Annotated in this window: 12 protein-coding genes, 1 pseudogene and 1 riboswitch; of the genes and pseudogenes, 10 read left to right on the top strand and 3 right to left on the bottom strand. The window is 46.2% G+C overall.

Going from position 1 to position 11,184, the window contains the following annotated elements; genetic code table 11:
* The first annotated feature begins 9 nt into the window (after positions 1–9).
* Both UFB30_RS00395 and UFB30_RS00400 read left to right on the top strand, forming a co-directional pair.
* The gene (locus UFB30_RS00395; protein ID WP_322419692.1) at positions 10–483 is read left to right on the top strand and encodes a cytochrome c oxidase subunit II; all 474 of its coding nucleotides are present in this window, start codon (positions 10–12) and stop codon (positions 481–483) included.
* Entirely contained in the window at positions 483–2,135 is a 1,653-nt protein-coding gene (locus tag UFB30_RS00400; RefSeq protein WP_322419693.1) for a b(o/a)3-type cytochrome-c oxidase subunit 1, read from the top strand. Before UFB30_RS00395 ends, UFB30_RS00400 begins: the two co-directional genes overlap by 1 nt.
* Before the next feature lie 129 nt (positions 2,136–2,264).
* Here the strand turns inward: UFB30_RS00400 and UFB30_RS00405 are convergent, their stop codons facing one another.
* Together UFB30_RS00405 and UFB30_RS00410 are read right to left on the bottom strand one after the other, a co-directional pair.
* Positions 2,265–3,491: an NAD(P)/FAD-dependent oxidoreductase gene (locus UFB30_RS00405; RefSeq protein ID WP_322419694.1), complete on the bottom strand. Its 1,227-nt coding sequence runs from the start codon at positions 3,489–3,491 to the stop codon at positions 2,265–2,267.
* A gap of 362 nt (positions 3,492–3,853) precedes the next feature.
* A pseudogene (locus tag UFB30_RS00410) lies at positions 3,854–4,291 on the bottom strand (ferritin family protein); the annotation flags it as partial.
* A gap of 326 nt (positions 4,292–4,617) precedes the next feature.
* A riboswitch (SAM riboswitch) is annotated at positions 4,618–4,722 on the top strand.
* 101 nt (positions 4,723–4,823) lie between these two features.
* Between UFB30_RS00410 and UFB30_RS00415 the strand changes: the two are divergent.
* From UFB30_RS00415 to UFB30_RS00450, 8 genes are all read left to right on the top strand, one after another.
* Positions 4,824–5,633, top strand: a complete 810-nt coding sequence (locus UFB30_RS00415) for a transporter substrate-binding domain-containing protein (RefSeq protein WP_322419695.1) — start codon at positions 4,824–4,826, stop codon at positions 5,631–5,633.
* Positions 5,634–5,654: 21 nt separating this feature from the next.
* A complete protein-coding gene (locus UFB30_RS00420) occupies positions 5,655–6,374 on the top strand; it encodes an amino acid ABC transporter permease (protein WP_322419696.1) in 720 nt (239 codons plus the stop codon).
* Positions 6,374–7,144 carry an amino acid ABC transporter ATP-binding protein gene (locus UFB30_RS00425; protein ID WP_322419697.1) on the top strand — a complete coding sequence of 257 codons (771 nt, stop codon included), beginning with the start codon at positions 6,374–6,376 and terminating at the stop codon, positions 7,142–7,144. Before UFB30_RS00420 ends, UFB30_RS00425 begins: the two co-directional genes overlap by 1 nt.
* Positions 7,141–8,067, top strand: coding sequence for a homocysteine S-methyltransferase (gene mmuM, locus UFB30_RS00430; protein ID WP_322419698.1), 927 nt, complete (start codon positions 7,141–7,143; stop codon positions 8,065–8,067). The genes UFB30_RS00425 and mmuM overlap by 4 nt, the downstream gene beginning before the upstream one ends.
* Positions 8,068–8,213: 146 nt before the next feature.
* Positions 8,214–8,690: a peptide-methionine (S)-S-oxide reductase gene (locus UFB30_RS00435; protein WP_322419699.1), complete on the top strand. Its 477-nt coding sequence runs from the start codon at positions 8,214–8,216 to the stop codon at positions 8,688–8,690.
* 12 nt (positions 8,691–8,702) lie between these two features.
* Positions 8,703–8,963 (top strand): hypothetical protein, encoded by a 261-nt coding sequence (locus UFB30_RS00440; protein ID WP_322419700.1) that lies wholly within the window; start codon positions 8,703–8,705, stop codon positions 8,961–8,963.
* Between the two features lie 33 nt (positions 8,964–8,996).
* On the top strand, positions 8,997–9,932 hold the full coding sequence (locus tag UFB30_RS00445) for an aldo/keto reductase (RefSeq protein WP_322419701.1): 936 nt from the start codon (positions 8,997–8,999) through the stop codon (positions 9,930–9,932).
* 165 nt (positions 9,933–10,097) lie between these two features.
* Complete coding sequence (locus UFB30_RS00450; protein WP_322419702.1) at positions 10,098–10,304, top strand: hypothetical protein; 207 nt, start codon at positions 10,098–10,100, stop codon at positions 10,302–10,304.
* Positions 10,305–10,325: 21 nt separating this feature from the next.
* On the opposite strand, the gene UFB30_RS00455 is transcribed toward UFB30_RS00450, so the two are convergent.
* Entirely contained in the window at positions 10,326–11,111 is a 786-nt protein-coding gene (locus UFB30_RS00455; RefSeq protein WP_322419703.1) for a serine/threonine protein kinase, read from the bottom strand.
* Positions 11,112–11,184: the final 73 nt, after the last annotated feature.

The raw sequence follows: 11,184 nt of genomic DNA on the forward strand, positions 1-11,184 counted from the left end.
AGAATCACCATGCATCTTCATAAGTACGAAAAAATATGGCTCGTATTCGGCACCGTATGCCTCATTGCATTCTTAAGCATTGTTGGTGTGAATGCATTCGCGCATGATCACACACCTGCAGGCGGAATCGAAACAATCGACCCTGAGAAGGTAAGGGAAACCGCTCCTTTTAATGAACCGGGTGTCAAAAAGCTGGATGACGATACTTATCAGGCAGCGATTGTCGCAAGTGCGTTTGCCTACGATGGCGGACAGACGTTAACAGTTCCCGTTGGTAAAGAAATCATTTTTAAAGTAACCAGTACAGACGTGGTTCACAGTTTTACGATTGATAACACAAACGTCAATATGATGGTTGTGCCCGGTCAGGTGACGACAAAGTCATACACATTTAAAGAACCGGGGAAATATCTGATTATCTGTAATGAGTACTGCGGAACAGGTCACCATTTTATGTACACAGAAATTGAGGTGACAGAATAATGCTGGCAGCTGGAGAACGTAAATTAGCGCTTTGGAATATGGGTGTCGCCTACACCGCATTTTTAATCGGAACACTTGCCGGTTTACTTCAGGTATTTATCCGGAACGACCAACTGGAGCTCCCGGCATGGCTGGATTACTATCAGATTCTAACGGCACACGGCGTGCTACTTGCACTTATCTTTACGACATTTTTCATTTTTGCATTTTTTATTTCGGGTATGAGTAAAAGCCTTGGCGCGTTCGGTCCAAAAGTGCTGCTCTGGAACTGGATCGGATTTCTGGTGATGCTTGCAGGAACGATTCTTGCGACAGTCATGATTGTGATTGGGGAAGCATCCGTTCTTTATACGTTTTACGCACCTTTAATGGCAAACCCCTGGTATTACGTGGGTCTCGCTTTATTTGTAGTCGGCTCCTGGATCATGGGATTTGCACTCGTTGGCCACTATATGAAATGGAGAAAAGCAAATCGCGGTGAACTTAGTCCTCTCTTTGCCTTTATGACGGTCTCGACAATCGCTCTATGGGTCATTGCATGCCTGGGTGTGGTTGCGACAGTCTTATTTCAGTACATTCCCTGGGCATTCGGCTGGGTGGACACGATTAATGTCGAATTAAGTCGTACGCTGTTCTGGTATTTCGGGCACCCGCTCGTTTACTTCTGGCTGCTGCCTGCTTATATGGCATGGTATACAGTCGTGCCGAAAATTCTTGGCGTACCCGTCTTCAGTGATTCATTGGCGCGTCTTGCGTTTGTCCTGTTTATCCTGTTCTCCATTCCTGTCGGCTTCCACCATCAGCTGATGGAGCCCGGGATCTCTGATTTCTGGAAGTTCCTGCAGGTGGTGCTCACCTTCATGGTCATACTTCCATCTCTGATGACTGCATTCTCTATGTTTGCAAACTTTGAACGCGCTGGACGGAAAAATGGCGGGAAAGGGTTATTCGGCTGGTTCACAAAGCTTCCGTGGAAGGATCTGCGGTTTACATCCATTTTCATTGCCATGGCTTTCTTCATTCCGGGAGGCGCCGGCGGAATCATTAACGCAAGCTTTCAGCTGAATGAAATCGTGCACAACACGCTCTGGATCGTCGGACACTTTCATATTACCGTTGGAACGCCTGTTGCGATGACTTTTATGGGGCTGACTTACTGGTTAATCCCTTATCTGACCGGCAGAAAGTTCTCGAACACAATGAAGAAATTAGGCTTTATCCAGATCGGATTATGGGCAGTTGGCATGCTGTTAATGAGTACAGCCCAGCATATTCTCGGCCTGCTTGGCGCCCCGCGACGTACTGCGTATTCAAACTATAACGGTCACGAATCTGCACTGGAATGGTTTGATGGCATTCTGACAAATCACGTCACCATGGCCGTCGGTGGAAGCATTCTTTTCCTTTCAGCTATGCTGCTGCTTTATATCGTAATCATGAGCGCATTCGTCTCACCAAAAGCTGTTGAGCCGCACGAATTTGTAGAGTTTCCGCTCGCTGAAAGTGATAAACGGGCAACACCGAAAATACTCGAGAACTGGCTTGTATGGATCGGTATTGCATTCGTACTCATCATCATCGCGTACGCCATCCCAATTGCCCAGATGATCCAGCATGCACCACCGGGGTCAAGAGGATTTATCACATGGTAGGAGTTGAGTGAAATGGTATTAACGCTGATTTTCTTTTTTCTGGTCATCATTTTAACAACCGGTATGTATGTGGAATTAACAACGGATGAAGACTAAAGAAGCGAAGGCTGGTCTCTGCCAGCCTTCGCTTCATACTTTTTTCAACAGCGGCCGGTCCTGCAAATACATCGACAGATCCGCACTGTTTCCATTCACAATCTCTTCGGCAACGAGCTTTGCCAGCGCCTGCCCATACACCATCCCATTATCACCAAACGCAAACACAAAATAGCCGCCCGGGAATTCCTCATATTTCCCCACAACCGGCACACCATCTACAATACCGCCATAGGATGAAGCCAGATAAAATTCAGGCTCAACCCTGATCGTTGGAAACATCGTATTAAACTCTTCAATTAACTGATATTTTTTATGAATTAATTTACTATTTCTGTCTCCTTCTTCATCTGTGTTTTCATCAAGTCCGCCAATAATCACACGGTTGTCCTGCGTTGTCCGTAAATATAAATAGGGGCGGGCGGTTTCCCACAGAAGTGTACGATTGTACCAGGCGGACAGGTCATCTACCGGTTTAGTAGTGACCGTGAATGTACTTTCAAAAGAAGCTTTCTTCTCATTTTTGATATCCAAGCCCTCATACCCCGCGGCAAAGATCACGCGACGCGCCTCAATGGCATAGCCGTTCTTGGTCGTCACAATCATATGGCCGCTTTCCTGATCGAAGTGCTGTCCGTTCATTTCAGTATGTTCATATACACGAACCCCTTGAGCGACCGCCTCCTCGAAAAGCGCATGCGTATAGGTGAACGGATTAATTTCCCCGTCATTGTAAGAATAAATCGCAGCTTCCCGGCTGAAAGGATACTTCGCTTCAATCTCATCTTTTTCTAAAAAAGTCACTTCACAGTCATGCTGCTTTAAATATTTATATTCCTTCCTCAGCTTGTCCACGTCTTCGGGACAGCTGGCGGAATAAAGGGTATCTCTTCTGGTGAATTCGCAGTCGATTGAACTGCTTTTTGAGGCTGCTTCTATCTCATTAATCGCCTCTTTTAACAGCTGCAGATGTCTCGCAATATACTCTTCTCCAAAGGTATTGACCAGGCGCGTGAACATCTTCTCCCCGGAATACTGAAGGAGGGCTGTATTTGTTGCAGTGCTGCCGCTTGCGATCCTTGACTTTTCGATGACTACAGTATCCAGGTCATGATCAGCCAGATAATATGCGCACTGTGCACCCGAGCTGCCACCACCAACAATCAGCACATCACAGGACAGATCTGTTTCCAATAGCGGATAAGCCGGAGCATCTGGAAAGGTGGTCGGCCAGTAATAGGTACCGGTTTGACGTTTCATGTGAATCCTCCCAAAAATAGAATAGATAAGGTTATCATGCCCGGATTTCTGCCGGATATGCTGAGCATCTGCAATAGCGTGGGAAAAATTCAGGAGCTTTTGGCTGAGTTTTATTTAAATATTCGCTTTGTTAAAGTTCATTGTTGTTTCTGCACAGCTGTTGATTGGAGTGAAAGGGGGCGACTCCTGTGGCAGGAAGGGACAGGTGAGACGATCACGGCGAAGCCTGATGGCTCAGCGCCCGGCCACGGAAAGCGTCCCCCTGGAGCGGAAATCAACAGCCAACTTTAACTAAGTGTAAATGTTAATAAAATGTTATAATTAGGATATATATTCATTTTTAAGGATGCTTCCTTGTGAAATCAGCCTCTGGCCAAGCCTCTTTCAAATGCGGCTAAATGATTCAAAGAAGCATTACGCAGCTGAGTAAAAACGAATCTTACATCATTCGGGATGTTAAATGATAAGAACCTGTCGTACATCGCAATATTATCGATTTCCCATTGAACACCTGATGCGAATGCAGCCTTCACACTTTCAGGCGTTGTGATAAAATTTTGGGATTCATCCACTGGTAATGGGACCTGGTATCGCTCGAACAGTGGCAGTAACGCTATGATATGTCTCATTTCAGCCGCCCGGATCTGTACAAACGTTCTGATGTCACCAAAGGTTCCAATGATGTTATTGTATCTTGCCTGCGCCAGATACTCATCCTGAAGGGCATAAGTGAGCATTTGAGGCAGGGATAATGAAGCTGCATTTAATGCCCCGATCGCGCCATAGTTTTCAAATTGTCTATACATATGTGTCACCTTCTTTTTAATGTTAAGTTATTCTATTCGTAGTCGTGAAGCTGGTGTGTAAAATCAGGGTTTCTGAAGAAGAAAGTGACAGTTCGACGCGATGGACATGTACATAAAAAATAGAGGACTCAGTGAATGTTTAGAGTAAGCAATTAAATTTTTTTTTTTGTGAAAAAGCAAAAGTTAAACAGTGCTGATATAAAAGAAATGAAAACGTATTCCTAATTCAGTAAATGTGAGAGTAAATAGCAAAATGTTGAAAAAATTGTTTGACAGCAGGCCGGTTGTCCAATACGATCGTACATATCAAAAAACTTAATAACTTATCCAGAGAGACTGAGGGACAGGCCCTGTGACGTCCAGCAACCATCATGTTATGAGAGGTGCTAATTCCTGCAGAATGTTGTCATTCTGAGAGATAAGAAGCAGATTAAAACCTCTTTCTTATTGGAAGTGGTTTTTTTTGTGTTTATCAGGCTGACATATCAATTAAATTCACACTACATACATAAAAGGAGCGTACATCATGAAAAGACAACCTTTATTTTTATCACTATTTTTACTGACTGGGGCCGTTGCTTTAAGCGGCTGTTCTTCAGATGAAACAACGGCGGCAAACGGCGATGAGGTCATTATCGTCGGGACGCAGAATGATTATCCGCCATTTGCATTTGCAAATGACAACAATGAGCTGACAGGCTATGACGTTGATGTGGTGAAGGCCATCGATGAAAAGCTGGATGGCTATACGTTTGAGTTCACGGCGGTTCCGTGGGACAGTATGTTTCTTTCGCTTGAATCGAATAAAATTCAGGCGGTTGCCGATCAGATAGCCAAAACACCTGAGCGTGAGGAGAAGTATTTATTTACAGATGAATCCTACTTTGCAGCTGAAACGGTGATTGCTGTAAAGGAAGGCAGAGAGGATATTCAGACGATTGAGGACCTTGAAGGGAAGAAGGTGGGTGCGCTTGCGGGTGATTCCTATACATTGCTGCTTGAAGAGTATAACGAGACAGCGGATACTCCGATAGAGTTAACGTACAGTGAAAGCGGAACGCCTGCTGAGGTGTTACAGGACGTGCAGAATGAACGCGTGGATGCTTATGTGAATGACCCGATTATGATGAATAAAGTGCTTGAGAAAAATGAGCTGGGCGTTGAGATCGTCGGGCAGTCTCTTGTGAATGATCAGATGGGCATTGTGCTGAAGCACGGTGAAAAGGGCGAGGAGCTGAAGGCGTTAATTGACCCGATTCTCAAGCAGCTGAAGCAGGACGGAACATTAGCTGAACTGTCACGGAAATGGACAGGCGGAGAATACATTCCTGAATAAGCGTCCGGAGGGTAAGAGAGAATGGAAAATTTACTGGATATCAGCTTTATCATAGAGAGCTATCCCGCGATCCTGTCGCGTCTGCCGATTACGATTGGCATCGCTGTGGGCTCGATGGTGATCAGCCTGATCATCGGGCTTGTGACGGCATTAATTAAAATCTATAAGGTGCCTGTACTGAGCGTGATTACGTCAATCTACGTCTCATTTATCAGGGGAACGCCTCTACTCGTACAGATCTATCTTGTGTTTTACGGGATACCGAAAGTAATTTATTATCTGCAGATTGAATACGGCGTGCTTTTATCAGCAGATGTGAACAGTATATCGCCTGAAGTCTATGCGTTGCTGGCGTTTTCAATTAACCTTGGGGCTTATCTGTCTGAGACGATCCGGTCTGCGATTGAGTCAGTGGACCGCGGTCAGTTTGAAGCGGCAAAAGCAATCGGGATGAGCCCGGTGCAGATGATGACGAAAATCATTTTCCCGCAGGCTTTAACCGTCGCGATCCCGAACCTTGGAAACATGTTCATCAGCACCATCAAGGATACGTCCCTTGTATTCATTATTGGTGTCGTGGACGTGATGGGGCAGGCAAAAATTCTCGGCTCACGCGGGCTGGCGTTTTTTGAGGTGTATATCGCTGTGTCAATTGTCTACTGGATTCTCTGTATCGTTGTAGAGCGGCTGCTGGTCAGACTCGAAAAGCGGGCCCGCAGATATGAAAGAGGGATTGCGTGATGATTAAACTTGAAAATATTCATAAGTATTATGACAGCCAGCATGTGCTGAAGGGGATTGACCTGGACATCCGTGAAGGAGAAGTCGTATCGATTTTAGGACCGAGTGGGTCTGGGAAATCAACGCTGTTAAGATGCATCAACTTTCTTGAGCAGCCAACTACCGGAACCGTTGAGCTTGCTGGTAAAAAAGTAGACGCTGAGTCGGCAGGGAGGTCAGATATCCTGGCTTTAAGAACGGCAACCGGCATGGTTTTTCAGCAGTACAACCTGTTTAAAAACCTGACTGTACTGCAAAACGTAATGGTCGGCTTAACAAGCGTGAAGCAGCTGAAGAAGGAGCAGGCGAAAGAGACAAGTCTTGAGATTCTTGAAAAGGTCGGTCTATCCAACCGGCTCGATCATTATCCGGCGCAGCTCTCCGGTGGTCAGCAGCAGCGGGTCGGCATTGCCCGTGCGATGGCACTTAACCCGAAAGTCCTGTTGTTTGATGAACCAACGTCCTCTCTGGACCCTGAGCTTGTGGACGGTGTGCTGGCAACGATTAAGAGCGTGGCTGAAGAAGGAAAAACGATGCTCATTGTGACGCACGAGCTTCAGTTTGCGCGTGAAATCTCAGACAGGGTGATCTTCATGGAGGACGGGCTGATTGTAGAAGAAGGAACACCTGATCAGCTGTTTAACCATGCGAAAAAGGAAAGAACGAAGCAATTTTTAAAGCGGTCAAAGCGTTCTGAACAGCAGGAAGACAGAAAGGATGATTTGGCGTGAACCCGATTGAAAATATATTGAATGACTATCCCATCATCATTCTTGATGGCGCACTCGCAACTGAGCTTGAGGGCTATGGATGCGACCTGAACGACCAGCTATGGTCAGCAAAAATTCTGCTGGAAAATCCGGAGCTGATTAAAAAGGTTCACCTTGATTATTTTGAGGCAGGCGCTGACTGTGCGATCACTGCCAGCTATCAGGCAACCATTGAAGGGTATCAGCAAAGAGGACTGTCTGAGAAAGAAGCAGTCAGCCTGATCACGAAATCAGTCCAGCTTGCAGCAGAAGCCCGCGATGAATTCTGGGCTGGGCAGCCGGGTCGTCCAAAGCCTTTAGTCGCAGCCTCAGTCGGTCCATATGGCGCTTTTCTTTCAGACGGATCTGAATACCGCGGAGATTACGCTGCAGGCTTTGATGAACTGGTTGCCTTTCACAAAGGAAGGATCAAAGTGTTAGTTGAAGCAGGAACGGATCTGTTAGCGTGCGAAACGATTCCGTGCCTTGAGGAAGCGAAAGCCATTGTGGAAGTGTTGAGCGAATTCCCTGAAGTGACTGCATGGATCAGCTTCAGCGCAAAGGACCTAATACATAACAGCAATGGTGAAAAAATCGCTGACTGTGCAGAGTGGCTGAATGAGCAGGAGCAGGTGGCTGCAGTCGGCATTAACTGCTCAGCACCTGAGACGATTGAATCCCTGATTAATGAAGTAAAAAGCCGGACGGCAAAACCTGTGATTGTCTACCCGAACTCCGGTGAAAAGTATAATGCAGTCACCAAAGTATGGGGCGGAGAGTCCTCGTCAGATCAGTTTGCAGAGGATGCAAAGAAGTGGCATAAGGCAGGTGCCCGGATCATCGGCGGCTGCTGCAGAACAACGCCTGAGGATATTCGGGCGATTGCTGCGTGGGCGCGTGAATAATAGATTGGTGAAAGATCAGGCAGATGAATAGAGCGCCTGATCTTTTTTATTGAAAGAAGCTTTTTGTTGTTTTGAAATGATGAACCTTATGAATGATACAATCAGGTATAGAAACTGATCATTTTACAAACATAGAGGTGAATCAAATGGAAACTGTATATTTTGCCGGCGGCTGCCTATGGGGCGTACAGGCATTTATCAAAACGCTGCCCGGCGTGACGTCGACAGAAGCAGGGAGAGCGAATGGAGCAACGGGTACACTTGATGGTGACTACGACGGATTTGCAGAATGTGTAAAAACTGAGTTTGATCCAAAGGTCGTGACAATGGAAGAGCTGATGAATTACTTCTTTGAAATCATCGACCCATACAGTCTGAATAAACAGGGGATTGATGTGGGAGAGAAGTACAGAACGGGCGTTTACAGCGAAGATCCTCAGCATCTAGAAGTGGCGCGGGCATTTATCCAAAAGAGAGATGACGCTGACCGGATTGTGGTTGAAGTGCTGCCGCTCACAAATTATGTGCGGAGCGCAGAGGAGCATCAGGACCGGCTGGATAAGTGTCCGGATGATTATTGTCATATTTCTGAAGAGCTGATGAATAAGTACCGGGAAGCGTAAGGGGGAGAACCGATGAACGGGCTAAAATGGCTCAGTATCACTGCGTGTTTACTTGGCATCATTTTAATTATTTACGGCTGGACACAGACATGGGATTTCGAGGCGTCTTTTGAAGAGTACGGCACATTACTCGTTCAAAGGACAGTTAAGTCATCGGTAAGTATCGTTGGTGGATTGATTTTACTCGTGTTGGGTATGTCATTACATATAGTAAAAGCGTATTTTCTTAAGGTTGAGAATGATCTTTATGAGATGGAACGGCGCAGGAAGTAAGCAGGCTTTTAAATCATGAAATGGGGAGTTTTTATGAAGCAGCGCAGCTTAGGAAACACAGGCATTCAAGTTTCAGAAATCGGCTTTGGCGCATGGCAGTTAGGTAATGAAAAAGACTGGGGCAGCATGACGGATGCTGCAGCGATTCATTTAGTAAGCGAAGCATTGGATACCGGGTGTAATTTTTTTGATACGGCGCCTAACTATGGTTCAGGGAAGAGTGAAGAACTGCTCGGAAAAGCTTTTAAAGGAAAAAGGGAGCAGGTGGTCATCAGCAGTAAATGTGGCCACCATCAAAACGGTGAACAGAGCTTTGAACCTGAAAAACTGATTGAATCAGTGGAAGGCAGTCTGCAGCGTTTACAGACAGACTATCTCGACAGCCTGCTGCTTCATAACCCTCCGTTTGAAAGTCTGAACGGAAACAGTCCGCAGTTTGAAGTGCTGGAAAAGCTGAAAGAGCAGGGTAAGATCAGGGCGTATGGGGCTTCAGTTGATACAGGAAGAGAAATGAATGAACTGTTAAACAATACGGATAGTCAGGTGATTGAGGTAATGTTTAATATTTTCCATCAGGAGCCTGCAGCTGCGATAAAGGCAGCTGAGCGTAAGGGAACAGGTGTGATTGCCAAGGTGCCGCTGGATTCCGGATGGCTGACCGGCAAGTATGACACGGGCAGCCGCTTCAGCGGGATCAGAAGCAGATGGAGTGTTGAGGAGATTGAACAAAGAGGCAGGCTGGTCGAACAAGTCCGCAGCATGATCGGGAACGACATTCCTATGGCCCGTGCAGCACTGCAATTTATTCTGTCACACGAAGAAGTATCCACGGTGATTCCCGGTGCGAAAGATATTCAGCAGTTCAATGAGAACCGTTCCGCATCAGAAGGCAGCTTATCTGAAAATATTATCAATCAGCTGAGAGAAATGTGGCATGAAGACATTCAGGATGTCAACCTGCCGTGGTAGCAGGATGGCAGTGAGGAAATACATTTCAGTTGTATAAAATGAACAGCCGCTTTATGCTCATGATAGAGGGTGTTTTTCATCTCTAAATGGTACACCCCTGAATTAAAGGAGGATGCTCAATGTTCAAAAAGATCATCAAAGGCATTTCCAAAGAATTAAAGAAACGTGGAAGCAGCAGTGGCAGAAGAAGACATTACCGTCACGGATCGAGCAGCGGGAAGAGACGCGGGTATCGTGGCAGCAGCAGTAGCGGCCGACGTGGGCGCAACCCGTATTATGGTTCAGACCGTTATAAAAACAAAAGACATTATTCCAGCAGCTGATTGTGATAAGAAGAATCACAAAAGACGCCCTGAACCGGATAACGGCTAAGCGGCGTCTTTTTAAAGTGCTTTATTCCAGCATGCTGATCACTTTTTTCATATCAGCCAGTATGTCCCCGCACTGCTGATAGGGCTCTGATATGCCCAGCAGCCGCTTAAGCAGCACTGTCGTGTCAGGGTGAAGGCTGAGCTCTTCAGTCCAGGGCCTGCCCTTTTTCGTATCCCCGTCATATGAAGAATAAAGAAGAAACAGCAGGAAGTCTCCCAGGTCGAAAAAATCATCCTGTGCAAGCTTCTCACGTGGCGTTTTCAACCCGCTGTCAGCGTCCAGCTTACTTGCCAGACCAAAGTCAATCAAGTGTAGATCACCATTGTGCAGGAGAACATTCGGAATCCTGATATCCCCGTGAAAGACACCCTGGTGATGAATCGCACAGACAATTTCAGCCAGCTTTTGAACGATTTCCAGACACTCTTTCTCAGTATACTGCTGTCCGGTTGAAAATAATGTATCCTCTACATTTTTCCCCTTAACAAATTCCATCGAAAAGAATTGCTCTCCCTCATATGAAAAAGCTTCGATGAGTGCAGGAATCCCCGGATGATCCAGCTGCTTGAGAATTGCGGTTTCCTGTGCATAGTTCTCAACGTTTTCCCGTCTTTTGCTTTTGCGCATCTGCTTCACCACGCATGGCTGGCTGGTGTTCAGATCCCGGCATAAATAGATGATGCCGTAGCTTCCGTTCTGAAGGACTTTCTCAATCTGATATCGTCCAGCCAGTTTTTCACTGACCGAAAATTGGTGGTCCATGAGTCTCTGGCGTGCTTTTTTGATCAACCAACGTACAGCTTCCATACGCACCTCTGTGTTTTATGTTTATCATATCAAATTCCGCGAAAGTCATGACGTTGACCTGCTTGATCTGAGA

The organism is Jeotgalibacillus haloalkalitolerans, from assembly GCF_034427455.1.
In the GTDB taxonomy this organism is placed as follows: domain Bacteria; phylum Bacillota; class Bacilli; order Bacillales; family Jeotgalibacillaceae; genus Jeotgalibacillus; species Jeotgalibacillus haloalkalitolerans.

What these genes read in the sequence shown, in the direction of transcription:
- UFB30_RS00425 (WP_322419697.1), top strand. Translation starts at nt 6,374, where the DNA reads ATGATTAAACTTGAAAATATTCATAAGTATTATGACAGCCAGCATGTG.
- UFB30_RS00435 (WP_322419699.1), top strand. Translation starts at nt 8,214, where the DNA reads ATGGAAACTGTATATTTTGCCGGCGGCTGCCTATGGGGCGTACAGGCA.
- UFB30_RS00455 (WP_322419703.1), bottom strand. Translation starts at nt 11,111, where the DNA reads ATGGAAGCTGTACGTTGGTTGATCAAAAAAGCACGCCAGAGACTCATG.
- UFB30_RS00415 (WP_322419695.1), top strand. Translation starts at nt 4,824, where the DNA reads ATGAAAAGACAACCTTTATTTTTATCACTATTTTTACTGACTGGGGCC.
- UFB30_RS00440 (WP_322419700.1), top strand. Translation starts at nt 8,703, where the DNA reads ATGAACGGGCTAAAATGGCTCAGTATCACTGCGTGTTTACTTGGCATC.
- UFB30_RS00400 (WP_322419693.1), top strand. Translation starts at nt 483, where the DNA reads ATGCTGGCAGCTGGAGAACGTAAATTAGCGCTTTGGAATATGGGTGTC.
- UFB30_RS00445 (WP_322419701.1), top strand. Translation starts at nt 8,997, where the DNA reads ATGAAGCAGCGCAGCTTAGGAAACACAGGCATTCAAGTTTCAGAAATC.
- UFB30_RS00395 (WP_322419692.1), top strand. Translation starts at nt 10, where the DNA reads ATGCATCTTCATAAGTACGAAAAAATATGGCTCGTATTCGGCACCGTA.
- UFB30_RS00405 (WP_322419694.1), bottom strand. Translation starts at nt 3,491, where the DNA reads ATGAAACGTCAAACCGGTACCTATTACTGGCCGACCACCTTTCCAGAT.
- UFB30_RS00420 (WP_322419696.1), top strand. Translation starts at nt 5,655, where the DNA reads ATGGAAAATTTACTGGATATCAGCTTTATCATAGAGAGCTATCCCGCG.